At 71.5% G+C, this 20,643-nt stretch carries 18 protein-coding genes; 12 read left to right on the top strand and 6 right to left on the bottom strand.

The features are described from left to right. Positions 1-10: 10 nt before the first annotated feature. Positions 11-1,081 carry a 5'-3' exonuclease gene (locus AC1DQF_RS04350; protein ID WP_477523981.1) on the bottom strand — a complete coding sequence of 357 codons (1,071 nt, stop codon included), beginning with the start codon at positions 1,079-1,081 and terminating at the stop codon, positions 11-13. A 139-nt stretch (positions 1,082-1,220) separates the two neighbouring features. On the opposite strand from AC1DQF_RS04350, the gene AC1DQF_RS04345 reads away from it, so the two are divergent. Further along, positions 1,221-2,927: a GAF domain-containing sensor histidine kinase gene (locus AC1DQF_RS04345; RefSeq protein WP_477523980.1), complete on the top strand. Its 1,707-nt coding sequence runs from the start codon at positions 1,221-1,223 to the stop codon at positions 2,925-2,927. A 269-nt stretch (positions 2,928-3,196) separates the two neighbouring features. Here AC1DQF_RS04345 and AC1DQF_RS04340 read toward each other — a convergent pair whose 3' ends face one another. Further along, complete coding sequence (locus AC1DQF_RS04340) at positions 3,197-4,069, bottom strand: helix-turn-helix transcriptional regulator (protein ID WP_477523979.1); 873 nt, start codon at positions 4,067-4,069, stop codon at positions 3,197-3,199. 144 nt (positions 4,070-4,213) lie between these two features. Here AC1DQF_RS04340 and AC1DQF_RS04335 point away from each other — a divergent pair, with 144 nt between their 5' ends. Genes AC1DQF_RS04335 through AC1DQF_RS04325 form a run of 3 tightly spaced genes read left to right on the top strand, consistent with a single transcriptional unit; the run spans position 4,214 to position 7,296 of the window. Then, positions 4,214-5,533, top strand: a complete 1,320-nt coding sequence (locus tag AC1DQF_RS04335) for a multidrug effflux MFS transporter (protein ID WP_477523978.1) — start codon at positions 4,214-4,216, stop codon at positions 5,531-5,533. Continuing rightward, positions 5,518-6,066 (top strand): cyclophilin-like fold protein, encoded by a 549-nt coding sequence (locus tag AC1DQF_RS04330; protein WP_477523977.1) that lies wholly within the window; start codon positions 5,518-5,520, stop codon positions 6,064-6,066. Before AC1DQF_RS04335 ends, AC1DQF_RS04330 begins: the two co-directional genes overlap by 16 nt. Before the next feature lie 9 nt (positions 6,067-6,075). After that, complete coding sequence (locus AC1DQF_RS04325; protein WP_477523976.1) at positions 6,076-7,296, top strand: hypothetical protein; 1,221 nt, start codon at positions 6,076-6,078, stop codon at positions 7,294-7,296. Here the strand turns inward: AC1DQF_RS04325 and AC1DQF_RS04320 are convergent. Then, entirely contained in the window at positions 7,293-7,832 is a 540-nt protein-coding gene (locus tag AC1DQF_RS04320; protein ID WP_477523975.1) for a hypothetical protein, read from the bottom strand. The two genes, AC1DQF_RS04325 and AC1DQF_RS04320, sit on opposite strands and share 4 nt — an antisense overlap. Positions 7,833-8,028: 196 nt before the next feature. Here AC1DQF_RS04320 and AC1DQF_RS04315 point away from each other — a divergent pair, with 196 nt between their 5' ends. Genes AC1DQF_RS04315 through AC1DQF_RS04305 form a run of 3 tightly spaced genes read left to right on the top strand, consistent with a single transcriptional unit; the run spans position 8,029 to position 12,096 of the window. After that, positions 8,029-8,313, top strand: a complete 285-nt coding sequence (locus tag AC1DQF_RS04315) for a hypothetical protein (RefSeq protein ID WP_477523974.1) — start codon at positions 8,029-8,031, stop codon at positions 8,311-8,313. Between the two features lie 53 nt (positions 8,314-8,366). Then, positions 8,367-10,610 (top strand): CHAT domain-containing protein, encoded by a 2,244-nt coding sequence (locus tag AC1DQF_RS04310; protein WP_477523973.1) that lies wholly within the window; start codon positions 8,367-8,369, stop codon positions 10,608-10,610. A gap of 37 nt (positions 10,611-10,647) precedes the next feature. Beyond that, entirely contained in the window at positions 10,648-12,096 is a 1,449-nt protein-coding gene (locus AC1DQF_RS04305; protein WP_477523972.1) for a hypothetical protein, read from the top strand. Here AC1DQF_RS04305 and AC1DQF_RS04300 read toward each other — a convergent pair. Next, positions 12,017-13,624 (bottom strand): hypothetical protein, encoded by a 1,608-nt coding sequence (locus AC1DQF_RS04300; protein ID WP_477523971.1) that lies wholly within the window; start codon positions 13,622-13,624, stop codon positions 12,017-12,019. The two genes, AC1DQF_RS04305 and AC1DQF_RS04300, sit on opposite strands and share 80 nt — an antisense overlap. A gap of 633 nt (positions 13,625-14,257) precedes the next feature. Between AC1DQF_RS04300 and AC1DQF_RS04295 the strand changes: the two genes are divergently transcribed. Next, complete coding sequence (locus AC1DQF_RS04295) at positions 14,258-15,136, top strand: aminoglycoside phosphotransferase family protein (protein ID WP_477523970.1); 879 nt, start codon at positions 14,258-14,260, stop codon at positions 15,134-15,136. 202 nt (positions 15,137-15,338) lie between these two features. On the opposite strand, the gene AC1DQF_RS04290 is transcribed toward AC1DQF_RS04295, so the two are convergent. Then, the gene (locus tag AC1DQF_RS04290; protein ID WP_477523969.1) at positions 15,339-15,806 is read right to left on the bottom strand and encodes a hypothetical protein; all 468 of its coding nucleotides are present in this window, start codon (positions 15,804-15,806) and stop codon (positions 15,339-15,341) included. 213 nt (positions 15,807-16,019) lie between these two features. Between AC1DQF_RS04290 and AC1DQF_RS04285 the strand changes: the two genes are divergently transcribed. After that, complete coding sequence (locus tag AC1DQF_RS04285) at positions 16,020-16,523, top strand: DinB family protein (RefSeq protein ID WP_477523968.1); 504 nt, start codon at positions 16,020-16,022, stop codon at positions 16,521-16,523. A gap of 10 nt (positions 16,524-16,533) precedes the next feature. Here AC1DQF_RS04285 and AC1DQF_RS04280 read toward each other — a convergent pair whose 3' ends face one another. Further along, positions 16,534-17,115 (bottom strand): hypothetical protein, encoded by a 582-nt coding sequence (locus AC1DQF_RS04280; RefSeq protein ID WP_477523967.1) that lies wholly within the window; start codon positions 17,113-17,115, stop codon positions 16,534-16,536. A gap of 156 nt (positions 17,116-17,271) precedes the next feature. Here AC1DQF_RS04280 and AC1DQF_RS04275 point away from each other — a divergent pair, with 156 nt between their 5' ends. The 3 genes from AC1DQF_RS04275 (at position 17,272) to AC1DQF_RS04265 (ending at position 20,597) form a co-directional block, all read left to right on the top strand. Further along, a complete protein-coding gene (locus AC1DQF_RS04275) occupies positions 17,272-19,026 on the top strand; it encodes a phosphatase PAP2 family protein (protein WP_477523966.1) in 1,755 nt (584 codons plus the stop codon). Further along, entirely contained in the window at positions 19,023-20,042 is a 1,020-nt protein-coding gene (locus tag AC1DQF_RS04270) for a phosphatase PAP2 family protein (protein WP_477523965.1), read from the top strand. The genes AC1DQF_RS04275 and AC1DQF_RS04270 overlap by 4 nt, the downstream gene beginning before the upstream one ends. 114 nt (positions 20,043-20,156) lie before the next feature. Then, positions 20,157-20,597, top strand: a complete 441-nt coding sequence (locus AC1DQF_RS04265) for a DUF7144 family membrane protein (RefSeq protein ID WP_477523964.1) — start codon at positions 20,157-20,159, stop codon at positions 20,595-20,597. Positions 20,598-20,643 lie beyond the last annotated feature (46 nt).

The raw sequence follows: 20,643 nt of genomic DNA, 5'->3' as shown, positions 1-20,643 counted from the left end.
TCGACCCCCGCTAGGCAGGGGAGGGGCGCTCGGTCCCGATCGCAAGGACGTTGTGCCCTGCGTGGGCCGCTCGTCCTGCGGACGCCGGATCACCGGTGAGCACCCGGACGGCGAGCGACGTCGTCGCCTCGATGCCCAGGAAGCCGACCACGCGGCTCACCCGGTCGATGTCCAGCGGCAGCAGCCCCGGAGTCCCCGGGACGTCCGGGGTGAGCCCGAGGTCGAGGTCGTCGCGCCCGGACATCATCCGCACGTTGAAGTCGTAGCGCTCGCGCGCCCCGGGTGCGGTGAGTCGTCGTACGACGCCGGCGCCCAGTCGGCGGCCGCCGGTCTCGGCGGCCAGGGCGTCGAGCGCCGCCGCCAGGGAGCGGCCGCCGTCGTGGTCGACGTCGGCCCACACGGCGTCCATCGAGCCGGCGGTGAGCAGCAGCGCGGCCGCCGCCTTCTCGCCGATCCCGGTCACGCCGGGCAGGTTGTCGCTGGCGTCGCCGCGCAGCGCGGCGTACGCGAGGTAGCTCTCGGCGGCCACGCCGTACATCGCGTGCAGCCGGGCCGGGTTGAGGAGCGGGGAGGCGTTGATCCCGCCGTCGATGAGCCGCAGCACCTGGGTGTGGTCGCTGATGTGGGCGAAGGCGTCCCGGTCGGAGGTGATGATCACACAGTTCCAGTCGTGGGCGGTGGCCCACGTCGCCYCCGACGCGTTGACGTCGTCGGCCTCGAGCCCCTCCGGGGTGAGGGTGGCCAGGCCGAGGGCGTCGAGCAGGGCACCCGCGCGCTCGAGCTGGTCGACGAGCTCGGGGTCCTTCTCGGCCCGCCCCGCCTTGTAGTCGGGGTAGAGCTCACGGCGCACGGACGCGGTGCGGTCGTCCAGCCCGAAGATCACCGCGTCCGGCGCGAACTGGTCGATCGACTCCAGGATCTGGCGGAGCATGCCGTGCAGCGCCCACACCGGCCGGCCCGCCCGGTCGGTGATCCGGGTGTGCGCTCGCGCGTGGTGGTTGCGGTGCAGGAGCGACGGTGCGTCCACGACCAGCAGCAGTCGGCGCTCGTGGGGCTCGGAGGGGGACTCGGGCGGGGGCATGGCTGACCCAGCCTGCCACCTCGCGTGCTGCTCGCGGTCTCGGGCCGGTGCCGGCACGAGCGTGCCTCGGACGAGGGAGGACGGATCCGTCGCCCAGGCACTAGCCTCAGGGGTGGGGCAGAGTGGGGAGGGGGGTCGCATGACCGAGGCGGCAGGGAGCGGCGAGGGACCGCAGCTCGACGAGCTGCTGTCGCAGTTTGTCGCGCGCGCCCAGGACGTGATGGCGGCCCAGAACCGGCTGCGCGGCCTCCTGCACGCCAACCGACTCGTCATCGGCGAGCTCTCCCAGTCCACCGTGCTGGAGCGCATCGTCCAGGCGGCCTGCGAGCTCGTGAACGCGCCGTACGGCGCGATCGGGGTCATCAGTCCTGGGGGCAGGGGCCTCGCGGAGTTCATCCAGGTGGGCATCGACCCCGACCAGATGGCTCGCATGGGGCACCTCCCGGAGGGGAAGGGGCTCCTGGGTGCCCTCATCGACGACCCCCGGCCCATCCGGTTGCGGAACCTCAGCGACGACGTCCGGTCGGTCGGCTTCCCGGACTCCCACCCGCCCATGCGGGGGTTCCTGGGGGTGCCCATCCGCGTGCGTGGCGAGATCTACGGCAACCTCTACCTCGCATCGCTGGCCGAGGGTGAGTTCAGCGCCGAGGACGAGGAGCTGGTCCTGGCGCTGGCCGCGACGGCCGGGGTGGCGATCGAGAACGCCCGGCTCTACGAGGAGGCCACGCACCGTCAGGACTGGCTCGAGGCCTCGACCAGCATGACGCGACGGGTGCTCACCGACCCCGAGGATGAGTCGCTGCGGACGGTCGGGCAGGTGGTCGCCGACCTCGCCGACGCCGACCTGGTCACCGTGATCCTGCCGGGGGCCGATGCGCAGGAGCTCCAGGTGAGTGTCGCGGTGGGCCAGGATGCCGATGACCTGGTCGGCTTCACCTACCCACTCGACGGTTCCATCGCCAAGACAGTGCTGCAGAGCGGCCGGGCGCAGGTGTTCGACGACGCCGCCGCCCTGCAGCCGCCGTCGGCGGTCGTCGCGGTGGCGCAGGTGGTCCCCCTGGGGCCGGTGATGGTCGTCCCCCTCGCGGGAGCCAAGGGGATCCTGGGCGTCCTCGTGGTCGGACGCCGACAGGGATGCCGGCCCTTCGACGCCGCCGAGGTCGACATGGCCTCCAGCTTCGCCTCCCACGCCTCCGTGGCCCTCGAGCTCGCCGACGGACGGCGTGAGGTGCAGCGGATGGCCCTGTTCGAGGACCGGGCGCGGATCGCCCGCGACCTGCACGACCACGTGATCCAGCAGCTGTTCGGGGCAGGCATCTCCCTCCAGGGCGTCCTGGCGGGAATGGAAGGAGGCGCCGGCGGCGAGCTGGTGAACCGGGTGATCGACAGCATCGACGACTCGATCCGGCAGATCCGGGCCTCCATCTTCCAGCTCCGGCCCCACGCCATGCTGGGCGTCGGCCTCAGGTCCGCCGTGCTGGCGGTGGTGGCCGGAGCGACCCCCTCCCTGGGTTGGGAGCCGCGGGTGGAGTTCGTCGGGGCGGTGGACTCGGTGAGTGACGAGCAGTTCGCCGACGACGTGGCGGCGGTGGTGCGCGAGTCGCTGAGCAACGTGGCGCGTCACGCCAACGCGCGCCATGCCACCGTCTCCGTCTCGGTGATCGGTCCGATGCTCGAGGTCGTCGTGGAGGACGACGGCATGGGCTTCAGCGACGTGGGACGGAGCAGCGGCCTCACCAACCTGCGCAAGCGGGCTGAGAGGCGTTCCGGCAGCTTCGTCGTCGGGCAYGGACCCCGTGGGCTCGGGACCCGCCTGACCTGGCAGGCGCCGTACCTCACGATGTGAGCCGAGGGGACCAAAGACCCTCCCGACCGGGACCATCGGCCCTGAGGCCTTCCACCCCGGCGATACATCCTTGTGGTGAGGGCGATCTCGACCGACCGGGCACCAAGTGCCACGTCGTGTTCGGAGCCCTCTGGCCCGACGAGTCGGCCACCGCATACCCGTGCTGCCCCAGGGGGGTCGCCGCACGGTCCCGACCCCCTCGCTCACGCAGCCCGGGGGTCGGGTGCGGGCCGACGTCGGGCCACCCCACGTTCCTGCCGTGGTGGTCGTCAGTGGGACCGGGCCGTGGCCGGAGCCGACCACGACGCGAGGAGCGCCAGTGCGTCCGCGGTCCGGGACGCGGGCTCGGCCGCGTAGATGGTCAGGGTGAGCCCGGGCTCCGAGAGCATCTCGACGCTCTCGTAGGCGAGCTCGAGGTCGCCCACGGCTGTGTGGTGGAACGTCTTGCTGCCGGCCGCGTGGATCCGGACGTCGTGGTTGCTCCACCGGCGCCGGAACTCGTCGCTGCGCGTGGCGAGCTCCCCCACGAGGTCGTGCATCTGGGGGTCGTGGGGGTCGCGTCCCGCCTCGGTGCGCAGGATGGCCACGCAGGTGTCGGCTGCGGCGTCCCAGCTCGGGTAGAAGCTGTGGGAGTCCTCGTCGAGGAAGGTGTAGCGCGCGAAGTTGGGGACCTCACCGGGTGAGCGCTCGTACATCGCCGCGTGCATGGCGTGCCCGAGCCGGTTGGTGGCCAGCAGGTCCATGCGTCCGTTGCGGACGATCGCCGGGCCCCCGGTGATCGTGTCCAGGACCCAGGACAGGGCCGGACCGGGGACCCAGGCGCGACGGGTCCGGCGGCGGGGTCGCAGCATCTGACTGGTGCCGTCGGCCGCCTGGGCGAGGTGGAACAGGTGTGCCCGCTCGGCGTCATCGAGCTGCAGGGCGCGGGCGATCGCGTCGAGCACCGAGGCGCTGACGCCCGACAGGGCGCCCCGCTCGAGCTTGGCGTAGTACTCGATGCTCACCCCGGCCAGCGCGGCGACCTCGCCGCGCCGCAGGCCGGGCACCCGACGTGCACCCACGTCCGGGAGCCCCACGTCGGCCGGCGTCAGCTTCGCGCGCCGCGTCGACAAGAACTCGCGCACCTCGTCCCGATTGTCCACGGCCACCACCGTACGGCGGCTCGGGGGCGTGTGGGATGCCCTGTCAGTACACGTCACGACGGAGCCTTTTCCAGGTCCTGCCGACCGGGTCTCATGGTTCGTGACACGGCGCGGACCCCCTCGCGCCCGAGCGAGAGGAAGACTGTGCGGACCACCGCGATCGACCGTCGGGACCGACGCGAGGACACCTCCGGGCGGAGCGGGCCGAGCCCTGTCGTGCTGAGCCGGGTCGTCCTGGCCAACGTGGTGCTGCTGACGATGATCGCGCCGCTGGCCACGGACATGTACGTCCCGGCGTTCCCCCTCGTGGGCAGGGACCTGCAGGCCACCGCGACCGAGGTCCAGCTGACCCTCACCACCTTCTTCGTGGGCATGGYGCTCGGCCAGCTCGTGGGCGGCCCGGTCTCCGACCAGCGTGGGCGCCGCGGGCCGCTGCTCGGCTCGATCGCCGTGATGATCCTCGCCTCCGCGGTGTGCGCGGTGAGCCCGACGATCGGGATCATGATGGCGGCCCGCTGCGTCCAGGGCTTCGCCGGTGGCTGGGCGATGGTGATCGCCCGGTCCGTGGTCGTCGACCTCACCTCGGGTCCCCGCCTCGTGCGCTCGCTCAACCTGGTCCAGGGGGTGGCGGGCGTCGCACCGATCATGGGACCGCTCGCCGGCGCCCTGATCCTGCAGCTCTCGCACTGGCGGATGTCGTTCTGGCTGCTCGCCGCGTGGGCCGTGGCCATGCTGGTCGCCGTCGCTTGGTCGGTACCGGAGTCGCTTCCGGTCGAGCGTCGCCACGGCGGCGGGCTCGCTCAGCTGCGGCGGTCCGCGGGGACGGTGCTGGGTCGCCCCGGCTTCGTCGGCCACCTCGTCGTGATGGCTTTCTCGATGGGCATCATCTTCGCCTACGTCGCCACCTCGGCCTTCGTGCTCCAGTCGATGAACGGACTCTCCCCGGTCACCTACTCGATCGACTTCGCGCTCAACGCCGTGGGACTCACGGTGGCCACCCTCGCCGCCGCACGGCTGGCCGACCGCGTCCCGACCCGCACCGTGGTCGCGGCGGGGCTGGTCGCCACCGGTGCCGCCGGGGTCCTGCTGCTCGTGGGCGCGGTCTGGTTCGACATGCCGCTCTGGGTCGCGGTGGTCGGCTTCTTCGTCCTGATGAGCGCCCAGGGCCTGATCGGCCCCAACGCGGGCGCGCTGGCCTCCGCGGAGGTGCCCGAGCACCCCGGCACCGGCTCGGCGATCCTCGGGTTCTGCCAGTGGTGCATGGCCGGCCTCGTGGCGCCGATCGCCGGGCTCGGCGGCGAGCACACCGCCGTACCCATGGCGGTCATCGTCCTCGTCCTGGTGGCGGTGTCCGTCGCGGCGCTGCGCCTGGCCGCCCGCGCCCCCAGTCCTCAAGGTCCTGGTCACCCCGTGATCGCGTCCCTCCACCGCAGGACGGAGTCCTCATCGTGCTCTGGCGACTGATCCCGCTCGTCGCGGCGGGTGCCCTGCTCGGTGCCTGCTCGACCTCCGAGGGCGGGGGCCGTGCTGCGACCCCCGCGCAGGACGCCACCGCCGAGGGCCCTGCCCGCCTCGGGATCGTGGCGGGCGGCGTGGAGCTCACCGCGACCCTGCGCGACACCGCGGCCGCCCGAGACCTGGTGGCGCTGCTGCCGCTGTCGGTCGCGATGCGTGACCACGGCGGCGTGGAGAAGACCGGCCGGCTGCCGGGTCCGCTGTCCATGGCCGACGACCCGTCGGGGGCCGACCCGGACCCGCGCGACCTCGGGTACTACGCCCCGGGCGACAGCCTGGTCCTCTACTACGGGGACCAGTCCTACTTCGAAGGGATCGTGGTCCTCGGACGTCTCGAGGGGGACGTCGACGCCCTGGCCGGGCTGACCGGCACCGTGACCGTGGAGGTACGCAGCCTCCCGTCCCGATCGGGCGGACCGGGCATACCCGATCGGTGGGAGGTTGGCCGGTCGGCGCCACCGTGCCTCCCGCGCGGGCCATAGGTTCCCGGGATGCGAGGGCGACGACTGGCCAGCGCCCTGGTGGCCGGCGCCCTGCTGGTCGCGGTCGTCGCGGTCGTCGCGGCTCGCGACGCCGGGACCGCGGTGGCGGGCGGCGCGCGCGTCGACGGTTATCCGCAGCGCATCGGCTTCGAGCGGCCGTCACCCGCGTTGCCGCAGCGGCCGGGTCCGCTGGCGGCGACGCTCTTCGACAATGACTTCGGGACGTCGCGCCCGCTCGGCGTGACGTCCCGCGGGCGCCTCTACGAGCTTCCCTACGGGCCGAACGTGCTCTCGCCCGACGGGCGGCTGCTGCTGACCGGCCAGGGGGACTGGTCCGACAGCAGGATCGCGGTGCACGACCTCTCGACCGGGGAGGTCCACGTCTTCGAGGACATCGGCCAGACGATCTTCGGCACCGAGCGCGGAGAGGTCACCCACAAGATCGACTCGAACGGAGCCGTCCTGTGGTCCCCGGACGGGTCCGTCGTCCTGGCGCGCTTCGCGGGCGACGGCCCGGGCGGCCGTCCCCGCACGCGGCTGCTCGACGTCTCGTCCGGCGCCCTCACCGACGTCAGCGGCGGAGCACCCGCCGGCTTCCTCACCGCCGCGGAGGTGGTGACCGTCGGCGAGGTCGTCGAGGACGGCGTGACCACGGGCATGGTCGCGACCACGACCGACGTGGTGAGCGGTGCGACGAGCAGCCTGCCCCTGCGGCTGGACGGGCCGTGGCGCGGTGCCGCGGACTCGAGCGTGGAGGCGAGCGTCTCGCCGGAGGGGACGCTGCTCCTGGTGGAGGCCGAGAAGGGGCGGCGGCCGGACGCGACCTTGCGCCTCTTCTCCCTCGCCGACGGCACCGAGCTCGCCCCGCGCAGCATCCGCGGGTGGGACGGCTGCTCGCCGGGCTGGCTCGGCGACGACCCCGTGCTCCCGACCACCACGCGGGGCTTCCGGGGCTCGCTCGCCGCCGGCGAGGCGCTGGTCACCGCCGAAGGGACGCGCCCGCTCGTGGCCGTGCACCACCGGATGCAGTCGTCGTGCCTCCAGCTGAGCGCCGCTGCCTTGCGGGCCGGCCSGCACCGGTCCCTCCTCGGCACCTCCACAGCGCTGTGGACCTGGTACTGGTGGCAGCTGCTCCTTGCCACCTCGCTCGCGCTGCTCGGGATCGCCCTGGTGGCCCGGCGCCGGTCGCGCCCCCGTCCGTTCCACCCTCGAGTCGACGCGGTGCGCTAGGGAAGGACGACTCGACCCATGAACGTCTCCTCACCGACGGAGGCGCCGGCCTCGCGGAACTGGACGACCATCTGGCCGCCTCCGGTCGTCCCCTCGTAGCGGCCGGAGCCCTCCAGGACCACCCACTCGCTGGTCTGCACGGCATCGTCCATCTGGTCGGGTCCTGGCCCGAACCCGATTCTCAGCTCACCCTCGTCGCAGAGGAAGACGTTCACGGCGGGGTAGCCGATGTCGGGACTTCCACGCTCGTGTCGGACGCGACCACCGGAACAGAAGGGCGACTGGCCGATGACGGACCCGGCGAGGACCCTTCCTGAGAACCCCCGGACTCGCGTCCGCACCAGCATCGGGCTGGCCCCCTCGTTCCTGGGGGTCGCCACACCCGTGCTGGTCGTCGGCGTGACGGAGCTGCTGGACGTGGCGCCACCGTCACCCCGCGGGTCGTCACCGCTGCAGGCGCCCAGGCCGGCGAGCGCGATCACCAGGACACCGGCGGAGCGCCGCAGCCACGTCCACGGTGTCGTCGAGAAGGTCATCGGCGCTCCTGACCCGACCGATACGTCGGCCTGCGCGCCATTGTCCGTCGCTCGGTCCGCCGGCACCAGAGCCGGCACCGCGCGATGCGGACCTTCGCCTCTATCCCGGTCCGGTCGACCGGCGTTACGTCGTGACCACTGACACGGGAGCCCACCCGGGGCGTCCGTGACGTCAGTCAGGACTGAGGAGCACCACATGTATGCACGCGTAGTCATCTACACGCATGACGAGGACCCGGTCGCGCTCGAGGCCAAGGCCCGCGCGGGGGTGATCCCGATCGTGACCGGTACGCCGGGATACATCTCCTACGGGGTGATGTTCGAGGGCAACCGCGTGGTGTCGATCAGCCAGTGGGAGTCCGAGGAGCACGCCAAGGTCGCCGACGCCGCGCTCGCCCAGTGGGTCGAGGACAACACCACGATGACGAGCGCCACCCGCATCACCGGTGACCTGGCGTGGCTGGAGCTCGCCGGCGGTTGACGGCCGGTCCGGCCGGGTCGACCATGCTTGAAGGTGCGTCGCAGGGAGGTCCCATGCCGGCAGGTAGGGCAGACGAGTCACCGCAGTCCCGCGCCGCGAGCGCCGCTGGTGACCTCTCGGACCGCTGGCCCGGACCCGTCGCGGGTACGGACCTCGCCGCGCTGCGAGCCCTTCCGGCCGTCGAGGCCCGGGCGCTCGTCTCGCGACTGTGCGCCGCGCTGCCGTCCTCGTCGGACGGCGCCGTCGAGTCGCAGCTGCTCGCCGACCTGCGCCGCATCGTCCTGGCGCTGCTCACCCCTCCGGACCGAGCCGACTACGAGGCCCTGGCCGCCAGGTACGACGACTGGATGACGCAGGGCTCCTCCGGCCAGGTGCCGGTCGTCGACGCCCTGGACGCCCTGGCCGAGGCCTTCGTGCCACCCATGGCGGCGGCCCCCGTCGCTCCGACGACCGCGTCGCAGCCGTACGGCGAGCCCACCAGCGAGCCGCCCCGGGGTGCCGGGGGCGGGTTCGGGGCCCTGTGGGCCCGGGTCCGCTCTGGGATGTCGGCGCTCCGACGCGACCCGTCCCCGACGTCGATGCCGGCGCCGACGCGAGCTGCGCCTCCCGAGATGGACATCCTGCTCGGGGACCCCGTCGGGGAGGCCCTCCCGCCGCAGCCGGAGGACTCGCCCGAGGCGCCCGCGKCGCGGCAGTGGCGAGCCGACGTGACGGGCCGTGCACCCGACGAGGCCTACACGGTCGGGCAGGAGTACCACGTCGAGCTCGGCATCACCGCCGATGTGCAGGGCGCCGCGGCGGTGGCCGACTTCGAGGGTGAGCGGGCGCTGCTGGACAGTGCCCCTGACGCCCAGTCCTTCCAGCTCACCGTCCAGGTCGACACCGAGGACTTCGAGGTCCGCGGTGAGCGGAGCCGGACGCTGTCGCTCCCGAGGACCGGGCCGAGCAGCACCGCCGGTTTCGACGTCGTCCCGTTGCACGCGGGGCCCTGCAGCCTCACCGGCACCGTCCACCTCGACGGCAACTTCGTCAGCCAGCTCGCGTTGGACGTGCCCGTCGGCGACCCTGCCGACACCGACGTCACGATGACGAGCGTCGGCCGGCCGCCGGAGTCCGCGACGACCCTCGAGCCGCGCGACATCATGCTCATCCTCGAGCCGGCGCCCGAGGGCGGTTTCGTGTGCACGCCGGTGGGCGGCATCTCGTCGCGTGTTCACCTGCCCATCACCCGCGAGGAGCTGGCGCTGGCCACGGAGGCGGTCCAGCAGGCGATGCTCGGGGTGGTGCTCAGCGTGGACGCGGAGGGCCGCAAGCCCTTCACCTCCTCCATCGACATCCCCGAGGAGATGGAGTCGCAAGCCCTGCAGAGCCTCGCGCGAGCCGGGGGACGGCTGTTCCAGCAGCTCTTCAACCACCCGGGAGCGGGCGCGGACGTGGCGCGGGTGGGGGAGTGGCTGCGCCAGCAGGCCGGCGCCGACGGCGTACGGCTGACCGTCCAGGTCGTCGCCCACGACGTGCCTGTCCCGTGGGCCCTGCTCTACCTCGGGCCGGTCGCGGCCGGCGCGGAGCTGAGCTGGGACCACTTCCTCGGGGCGCGCCACGTCATCGAGCAGATCCCCTTCCAGATGTCGCTGTCCGTGCCCGACCAACGCATCGTCAGCACCCCGGTCCTGTCCGTCGGCATCAACACCAACCGCGACATCGACGCGCAGTTCGGCGTCACCCTGGTGGCCGACCACGTGACGTACTGGAACGACCTGCGCGACCGTCGGCACACGATGACGCTCATGCCGCGCAGCACGCGCGCCTCGGTGGTGGCGGCGCTCGCGGATCCGGCGACGGCCGACCAGATCCAGTACTTCTACTGCCACGCCACGAGCAAGGGCAAGGACGGCAACCCCGACGGGGCGACCCTGCAGATGGGTCTCCAGGACATCCTCACGCTGGCCGACCTCAACCTCGACGCACCCGCGATGGTCCAGCTCGAGTCGCACCCCCTGGTCTTCATCAACGCCTGCGAGTCGGGGGATCTGTCGCCCCTCTTCTACGCCGGCTTCGTGCCCTACTTCATGGCCAAGGGGGCGCGCGGGGTGATCGGCACCGAGTGCCGTACCCCGGCGTTGTTCGCAGTGCGCTTCGCCGAGGCGTTCTTCGGACGACTGCTCGACGGACGCACCGTCGGGGACAGCGTGCTCGGCGCCCGACGCGACTTCCTCGAGCAGCACCGCAACCCGCTGGGACTCATGTACGCCGTGCACTGCGACGCCGACACCCGCATCGACCCGGCGCTCACCTGATCCCGACCCCGACGCTGACACCTGCACGGAGGCACCCATGTCGATCCGCACGGTCCCGGACACGACGGTCACCTACCACCTCGTGCTGTACGACAAGGACGGGACGGAGACGCCCGACGAGGACGGTTCCCTGGCGTCGACGCACGTCCTGTCGGCGGTGACGGAGGAGGTCACCGATGTCTTCCTCCTCAGCCACGGCTGGAAGGGCGACGTCCAGGCGGCGATCCGCCAGTACGACCGCTGGATCGGTGCGATGGCCCGCCAGGGGGCCGACCGCGAGCGCATCCGCGCGGTGGTGCCGGACTTCAAGGCCCTGCTCGTCGGCCTGCACTGGCCGAGCCAGCCGTGGGGCGACGAGAGACCTCCGGCGGCACTCCTGGGTGATGAGGTGCAGGACGAGTTCGTCGAAGAGGCGGGTATGGACATCGGGCGGCTCGTGGACCTCTACGCGCGTCGGCTGACGACCGCGGACGCCGACGGAGCCGCCGAGGCCGAGGTGCGCACGGCACTCACCACCATCCTCTCCTCGGCCGACGACCCTGCCGTCGCGGCCCGGGTGGCTCGCGGCGATCTCCCACCCGCACTCACCGCGGCGTACACGACGCTCTTCGCGCACGCCGACGTGGGGACCGAGGGCTTCGTGGCGGCACCGGGCGACGACCACGACGACTTCGACCCGCGGCTGACGATCACGCAATGGGTCGGTCAGGACCCGGCGGCCGCCCCGGAGATCGATCCGCTGCTGGGACCCCTCGACGGACTCGGCGACCTCGTCGCGAAGGCGAAGGACGCCCTCCTCATGCCCGTGCGACAGCTGTCCTTCTGGACCATGAAGCGCCGGGCACGGGTGGTGGGCGAGCGCGGTCCGCACGACCTCGTCGCGGCGATCCAGGCCGCCGTACCGTCGGCCCGGATCCATCTCATGGGTCACAGCTTCGGCTGCATCGTCGTGTCGGCGGCCGTCGCGGGACCCTCGACCGAAGGACGGCTGACCTCGCGCCTCCCGGACGCCGTCGACTCCGTGTTCCTGGCCCAGGGCGCGATGTCGCTGTGGTCGTACGCCGACGACGTCCCGTTCGCTCCCGGCTCGCAGGGCTACTTCCGGGTCGTCCGCGGGGACCCGACCCTCGTCGACGGGCCGATCGTCACGACCCGGTCGATCCACGACACCGCGGTCGGCAGGCTGTACCCGCTCGGAGCCAAGGTCGCCGACGACGTCCTCCTGGGCGGGGAGCTGCCCCGGTTCGGCGGGATCGGCGCCTGGGGGATCCAGGGTGCCGGGGGTCATGACTGCGAGGTCCTGGCCCCCACGGAGGACTACGACTTCACCCGCGGCGAGATCTACAACGTCGAGGCGAGCCGGGTCATCAAGGTCGGGACGGGTGCGTCGGGGGCGCACAGCGACATCAGTCACGACGAGGTCGCCCACGTGATGTGGCAGGCGGTGATGGCTGCGGCGCGAGACTCGGGCGCACCACCTCCGTGAGCTGCTGTCCGCCCACGACCAGCTGGACCTCGGGCAGGTAGATCTCGACGCCCGGTGGGGCGGTGAGGATGAGGTCGGCCTGGGTGTCGTCGAGTCGGTGGGTGCCGGTGTGGTCGACGAGGTAGCTGAGGCCGTGGGGTGTCTGCCACAGGTGTCGGCCGGGGCCGACGGTCCGGCAGCGGTATCCGCCGTGGGTCTTCCAGCGGTGGTGGCGTCGGCGCAGGGGGCCGCTGTTGTCAGGTCCGGTCTGCCCGGGCGGGCCGTTCGGGTCGTACGGGACGTTGTGGTCGAAGTCGACCTGGTCGCGGGTGGCGGTGCGGGGGCTGTAGGGGAACACGTCGCCGCCGGTCTGGGTCCAGACGTGGTCCTTGAGGGATTCGGGGTGCTCGTAGGCGTCGACTCGACGGCGGTCTCGCAGGTCCAGCACGGGCAGGACGGTGACATCGGCGTGGCCGAAGAGGTCGCCGAGCTGGGCGACGTCGACGGGTCCGATGCCCTCGACGCGGGCGATGCCGGTGCGGGTGCGTAGCGCGTGGTCGGTGACGTGGACGAACAGCTGGCCGCGCCCGCGCAGGGACGCGAGCTGACGGGTGGTGAGGCCGCAGAGCCGGTCGACCGTGTCAGTGAGGTGGTCGGGAGACCACACCGGCCGAGGGTCCGGTCCCGTCCCTGCCGGTGGCTCGGTCTCGCCGGTCTCCGGGTCGGGTGCGCCGAGGTCGGTCTCGTCGTCGGTCTCGGGGTGGGGGTCGGGGTGGGTGTGGTCGAGGAGGAGGCGGAGGAGGTCGACGGGCCGCGCGAGCCAGCCCAGGGCCAGGGACCGGAGCTCGTCGTGGTTGTGGTCGTGGCCGTGGGTGGCGGTGAGGATGTCGGCGACGCGGTCGACCATGGCGTCGATCCAGGCGGCGTCGCCGGCGGTGACGCGCGCGATGAGATGGCGGTAGCCGTACTCGTCGGCGCGTGAGAGACGGACGTAGCGCTCGTGTCGGATCCGTTCGCGTTCGGCGGCGTGGGTCTCGGGGTCGGCGGCGATGACCTTGGCCCGGGCGATCGCAATCACCGTGGAGGGGGCGTGTCCGGCGATGGCACGGGCCACGGCCCGGTCGACCATGGCGACGGTCTCGAGCAGCAAGGGTCGGCACATGGTCGCGACCTTGCGGGCCAACCACGGCTCGCACCGCCCCGCGAGAACGACCGCCCAGGTGCGGGGGAGACGGTGGATGAGGTCGAGGGTGTCGGCGATCAACGCTCGCGCGGTCAGGGAATGGGTCTCCTGGGCCATCGCGAGCTCGGCCAGTGCGTACTCCCGAAGGTCGGGGGTGCCGTCCCCGCCGGGCTGGACCATCGGGTCCCGCTCGTCACGGGCCGTGCCGTGGAGGACCGCCCACTGCGCGGCGAGGAGCATCTCGTCGACCTCGGCCAGGCGCCGCACGCGGCGCCGCTCGGTGGCCATGTTGAGCAGGGCCAGCTCGTCGAGGTCCTCGAGCCCGGGCACGGCCGGGGCGTCGGGGAGCGCTGGTGACGGAGACATGCTCCGATTCTCTCTCGAACACCAGTTCGGATCAAGGAAATTTGGAGGTATGTGGACGATGGGATCTGACAGAGGTCTGTCCCTCTTGACGGCCGTGATTCCGGCATGCTTGTTTGCCGGATCTAGCACCCGCACCTCTCAACTGGGGTGGCACGTAGGTCCTGGAGTGCGACGACGCCGAGCGGCTGGCACGGTTCTGGCAAGAGGTTCTCGACCTGCCCGAGCCCGAGGGCGACTGCGCGTTCTGCTCGCCGCGCGGATCACCCGGAGCCCGGGCCTACTACCAACAACTCCGCACCTGTGGCACCGGCCACCAAGCCGCCCTACGCCAGCTCGCGAACCGCCTCGTCGGGATCCTCCACGGCTGCCTGAAGACCCAAACTCCCTACGAGGAACACACCGCCTGGAGCCACCACATCACCAGCGCCGCTTGACATCGAAGAACCTGGGATGTCTGCCGCGACTCGTGCGCCCGCTGATGGCTCCACGAGCGGGCGGCCTCACGTCCGGTGCGACTCACGATCCCCGCCTAACGCGGCCAAACCGAGTTGCATCACCTCGCGAGTCGACGACTATGTGCGGGTGAGCCCACTCGCCTCTGTGCCGGCCGACGTTGCCCCACACCCCCAGGTCGTGACCCGGCTGCTTCGCGAGCAAGCCCCGCATCTGGCCGACATGCCCGTCCGGCCAAACAGCGCGTCCGGGAGCAGCAACTGGGTCTTCCGCCTTGGAGACACCCTGGCCATCCGTTTGCCACGGTCGGACGACTACGTCGCGGACCTGGTGAATGAGGTGCGCTGGCTGCCCCGCCTTGCACCCACACTGCCAGTTCCGGTCCCAGAGGTCGTCGCCGTCGGCCAGCCCAGCGGGGCCTTTCCCCGGCCATGGGCGGTCGTGTCCTGGGTGCCGGGCGACCTTCCGCTCGCACTAGACGGTTCCCAGCAGGCGCTACTTGCAGATTCCTTAGGCACCTTCCTCCAGAGCCTCCACGCTGTCGACATCGCCGACGTCCCGGTCGAGCCGGAGCAATGGGGTTATCGCTGCGGCGAGCCCGTCACCGACACAATCGACGAATGGGCCGAATACGCGGCTGCAGAACTGGCGGACCTGTTCAACCCAACCAGCGTTCGTGAGGCATGGCGGCGACTGCGCGACGTCCCTGCGGCCACCGAAGCCGCCTGCTGGGTGCACACCGACCTGTCCGAGGAGAACCTGCTCGCTCATCACGACGGAAGGCTGGCCGGGGTGATCGACTTCGGCGGCGTTGGCGTCGGCGATCGGTCCGTGGACCTGCTCTACGCCTGGAGCCTCTTCGACGCCCCGGCTCGCGATGTACTCCGCGCCGCGTCCGGGGCCGATCACGCAACCTGGACTCGCGCCCGCGCGTGGGCCTTCGTCGGCCCAGGCCTGCTCACCATCGCCAACTATCGGCTCACCATGCCCTCCCGAGTCGAGCGCCTCACCTCGATGGTCGAGACGATCGCAGCCGAGGTAGACATCCGGCTCCGGTGACGGCCATCTTCTGGTGGTGCAAACGCCGGGACGTCGCAGGGCAAGCGCGCGTGCGACTCTGCGAGGTGGCAACGTCCGCACTTACCGCTGGTCGGGTGTGCGCTGCGGCCCGACGAGCAGGCCGAACATCCGCCAGCCCAGCTCTCTCACATGCGCGGCGGCCGTATGTGTCAGAAACGGGCCGCGACGCGCAGGTGGATGCCTACGGCTTGGGTGCCTCGCTGGTACCCGTGCGAGTAGGTGAGGTCGACGCCCCTCGTCGTGCGATGCCTGGCCTGCTGAGGTGGGCCACCATGACCGGTTGTTGTCCAGCGGTTGCTGAGGTGTCCAGCGGGGTGCCGTCGTTTACCGGCACCGGCTCCAGGCAGTTCTGATCGAAGGCGCGCCGGCCGTTGAGTCCGAGCACCACCGACCCATCGGCTGGGAGCGTGCAGACGTAGAACTCGAACCTCGCGTCGGCGGTGTTTCGGATGACTCGCGGAGTCGCGGCGTGGATCGTGACAATGTCGCTTCCTTCCGGGCGGTACGTGACGCCGACCGTCACCATGTCCTCGCCCGCTGGTAGGGGCACGGTCAGCTTGTTGCCGTCGCCGGGGAACGTGTCTGGATGGATGCGCCACTGCCATGACCACGCCAGTGCCGCGACCACACCACACGCGAGCAGACCCACGAGAGTGAATCCGAGCAAGTGCCGACGGGCGCGGGGCGCTTGCCTATCGCGCACCGCGGGGTCTGCATGGCCGTCACAGCGCAACCTTTCCATATCTTGGCGATGCTCCGGACTATGTATGCCAGCAGAGGTGGCGCCCAACTGACCGGGTCTGCCGCGATCCGCGTGGCTTGGCCGACAACGCGTACACCCGGTGACGTGTAACTTCGCCGAATGCCCTGGACCACGCCGGAGCGGCGCGAGCCACCTCACGACCCGGGCGACGAGCGCACCGCCCTCGAGGACCGCCTCGACTACCACCGCACCACGCTCCTGATGAAGTGCGGTGGGCTCACTCCCCACCAGCTCGTGCAGCAGTCTGTGCCGCCGTCGAACCTCTCGCTGCTCGGCCTGGTCCGCCACCTCTCCGGAGTCGAGGCCTGGTTCCACGGCTACGACGGCCGACCCGACCACCAGTTCTTCTGGAACTACGTCCCGGGAGCCAGCGATGGCTYCATCGGCGTCAGCCGGGACCGGGCCGACGACGACCTGGCCAGCTATCTGGCGAGCGTCGAGCGGTCGCGCCAAGCCGTCAAGGACCGGACTCTCGACGAGGTGGCCCCGGGCGAGCACGACACGCTGCGGTGGATCTATCTCCACATGATCGAGGAGTACGCACGCCACAACGGCCACGCCGACATTCTCCGCGAGCGCATTGACGGTGCCACCGGCGAGTAGCCGGACGCGCTCAGTCGTGACGAGCGGCGAGCGCCAGCCCGGCCGCCCACCCGGGCGCGCGACCTCCTCGCGGCGGTGCGATCACGTCCATGTCGTGGCCGGCGGATGCCAGCAGCCACGCCACGGCGGAGTTGGAGTTCCACATCTCGCCGGTGCCCAGCTCGTCGCGTCCCCACGTCAGCGCCGGAAGGTCCGCAAGGGCGGCCAGCACGGCCCTCACCACGATCGGGTCGGACGTGGTGCGCACCGGGCTGTCCACGGCCTCGGCGATGTCGGGGATGAGGCCACCGGGCCAGCACCGCATCTCGTACCTGAACGCGCGGAGATGCCCGAGCAACCTCGACCCGACCGGCCCTTCGACGACGACACCGCGATCGGCGTCGGGCACGTTCCAGACCGGGCCCATCTCCACCGCACAGGTGGTGTCGGCCAGCCTCACCATCAGCCCGCAGTGGTACAGCTCCGCGGGTGCGCGATGTCCCCGCCTGGCCGAGAACCACTCGTACACGCGACCGTTCCAGCGCACGACATGGCCGCCCGCTCCCAGTGGGAGCCAGTACAGGTCCACCGACGCGTCTGCGGCTTCGTCCACTGCCATCACCCGTCCCCACCCCACCACGGCTGGGTCCCGGGGATCAGGGCCGAAGGTCATCGCGGTCAGGCGGGATCCGGCTCGTCACAGGCACTGACGGGGCTTCACCCGGTCGCGGGTGAGGCTTCGTGGGCTCCCCGCTGGCAGGATGACGCCATGCCCGGGGAGCCCTACGTCACGACACCGCTTGCTGCCCGCGACGTACGCCCCTGGTACCGGGCCTACGGACTGCAGGTGGTCCTTGCACTGGGCCTGTTCGGCGCTGCGCTGTTGATCGCCCGGATCGAGCACCTCCCCGTGCGCGACCCGGACGACTCGATCGTGGGGCCGTCGTACATCCGCCTGCCCCTCCTCGCGGTGGCGTGCTTCCTCGTCGACGTTGCCGCCCGTGCGCTGCACGGTGGCGGTCTCGCCGGGTGGCGGTCGCGCGTCCCGGCGATCGTGCGGGAGCGGTGGAGCGCCCCGCGGGTGCGCCTGGTGCTGATCGGCATGGGCAGCTGGTACCTCGCCTACGTCGGGTTCCGCAACCTCAAGAGCTACGTCCCGTTCGTGCGGCCGCACATGCTCGACGACGAGCTGCTGCGCCTCGACCGGAGCCTGGCCCTGGGCCACGACCCCGCCACGGTGCTCCACGACCTGATGGGCACCGGCTTCGCGGCCCACCTGATGTCCCTGACCTACGTCGCGTGGATCGTGTTCCTCACCCTCTCCCTGGTGATCGCGCTCTTCTGGACCAGCAACATCGACACCGCGTGCTGGTACGTCACGGCCGTCGCGGTCAACTGGGTGCTGGGGGTGTCGATCTACTACCTCGTCCCCTCCACCGGCCCGATCTACGCCCGCCCAGACCTGTTCGCGGACCTGCCCGAGACGCAGGTGACCCACATCGCGCAGAGCTGGCTGTCCGACCGGGTCGACATGCTCGCCGACCCGTTCGGGACCGACGCCCTGCAGACCATCGCGGCCTTCGCGTCGCTGCACGTGTCCGTCATGGTCACCGCCTCGCTGGTCGCGATGATGATCGGGTTGCGGCCGCTGTGGATCCAGTGGGGGCTGTGGGTCTTCCTCGTGCTCAACGTCCTGGCCACGGTCTACCTGGGCTGGCACTACCTCGTCGACGTGTTCGGCGGCGTGGGGATCGGGGTGGCCGCGGTGTGGATCGCGGCCTGGGGCACGGGCAACCGGCACCGGCTCCCGCGCATCCTGCCGACGCGCCACCAGGACGCCGACCTCCTGGGCTCCTCCGGTGAGGCGTACGACGCACGGGTCCCCGCCGTCGGTGGCGTGCGGCCCGAGCGCGAGCGGTTCTGGACGTGGCCGACGGTGGTGACCGTGCTGCGGACCGTCGGCGCGCTCGCCCTGGTCGGCATGGCCGTCGACGCACGCTCCCTGGGCCTGCTGCTCGCAGCGCTGGCCGTCTACTGGACGGGCGACATCCTCGATGGCTGGCTGGCCAGGCGCCTGGACCAGGAGACCCGGATCGGAGCCGTCGCGGACATCGTCTGCGACCGGCTGTCGGCCGTGCCGATCTACGTAGGACTGGCCTGGGTGGACAGCACCCTGGCGCTGCCGGTGGCGATCTACGTCGTGGAGTTCCTCGTCGTCGACCTGCTGCTCTCGCTGACGTTCCTGGCCTGGCCGCTGGTCAGCCCCAACTACTTCTACCTCGTGGACCACCGGATCTGGGCCCTCAACTGGTCGCCGCTCGCCAAGACGGTCAACGGGGCCGTCTTCCTCGGCATCCTCCTCCTGACCGGGAACGTCGTGCTCGCGACCGCCTTCGCCCTCGCGCTGCTGGTCCTCAAGGGCGGGTCCCTGGCCTGGGTGCTGCGCCGGTCGCTCCCCGCCGCAGCCACACGAGGTCTCCCGGTCCGTGCCCACACGCCGCCCTCGGCGCGGACGGCCCCGTGAGCCTGCCCGACACGCAGGACCGCTGGTGGGTGGCCCGGGTGTGGGGGATCGTCGCGCTCGTCTCGATCCTCACGGTCTGGGGCTCGTACGCCGTCGGCGTGCCGATCCGGGACCCGCACGGTGCGTGGCTGCCGCGGCGCCTGGCGATCACGCTGGTGCTGCTGGTGCTGCTCGCCGTGGTGGACGCAGCGGTCCGTGCCGGTCGACCGGGGTGGACGCCGCGGAGGACCCTCGGGGTGCTGCGCCAGCGGTGGACGCGCCGGCGCGTGGTCCTGGCTGCGAGCGGCCTGCTGGCCTACCACCTGGTGTACCTCGGCTACCACAACCTCAAGAGCTGGGTCGTCTTCCGGGAGCCACGCGACGCCATGCTCCAGCGGTGGGACGAGTGGCTCTTCCTCGGTCACACCCCGGCCGTGCTCCTGCACGACCTGCTCGGCCTGCACCTCGCGTCGTACGTGCTGACGTGGTGGTACGTGTCGTTCTCGACCGTGGTGACCTTCTCGCTGGTCGCGTCGCTGGCCTTCACCGACCGGATCCGGCAGGGATACGTCTACCTCACCTCGGCCATGTGGGTGTGGGTCCTGGGGGTCGGCGCCTACTACCTGATCCCGTCCCTCGGCCCGTTCAGCCACGCGCCTGAGGACTTCGCCGGCCTGGCCAGGACGATGAACCAGGACACCCAGGCGCGCTACCTGGACCAGCGTGCCGTGCTCCTGGCCGACCCCCGGGCGCACGACGCGACGGCGCAGGTCGCGGCCTTCGCGAGCCTGCACGTGGCGGTGGTCCTGATGATCCTGCTGATGGCGCGCTACTACGGCCTGCGCACGGTCTCCAGAGTCCTGGCCGTGTACCTCGCGGGCACCCTGGTGGCCACCGTCTACCTCGGCTGGCACTTCGTCGTCGACCTGGTCGGGGGGATCGCGATAGCGTACGCCGCCGTCGCGCTGGGGCGCCTGACGGTCTACGGGCGACGCGCCGGCGAGAGGACCACGACGAGCACGCCGGTGGCGAGGTAGGTCGAAGTGCCTCCGGTCCCTGGTCCCGCGTCCTCCCTCACCCCTCGGGGGTGATCCCGGAGGGGGCGTGCCGGTGCCACCGTGGCGGGACAGTCCGGTGAGAGGAGATCCGCCATGGCCACCCGTTCGACCAACGCGAACATCCAGCAGGACGAGGACGAGGAGCCCAGGTTCTGGAACGGGATGATCGCGTTCGCCGCGTTCATGTTCCTGCTGATCGGGGGCTTCCACTTCATCGGCGGACTGGTGGGGCTCTTCGAGGACGACCAGTACCTGGTCGGGGACTCCGAGCTGCTGATCCAGACCAACTACCGGTGGTGGGCACTGGCCCACATGCTCCTTGCCGTGGGGATGTGGGTGACCGGGTACGCGTTGTTCTTCAGGCGCACCTGGGCGCGGTCGGTCGCGGTCGCGGTCRCGGGGATCAGCGCGGTGACCAACCTCGCCTTCCTGTCGGCCAACCCCTGGTGGTTCACGTTGATGATCGCCCTGGACGTCCTGGTGATCTACGCCGTGACCGTGCACGGCGGCCCGGAGGACGGCTTCCAGGGCTGAGCGCGCACCGCCCACACTCCGGCGTCGGCGCGGCCTGACATGCTCG

This window comes from Nocardioides sp. P4_G4 (assembly GCF_056401085.1).
The sequence above is the reverse complement of the archived record's forward strand: the minus strand, read 5'-3'. Positions and strand labels throughout refer to the sequence as shown.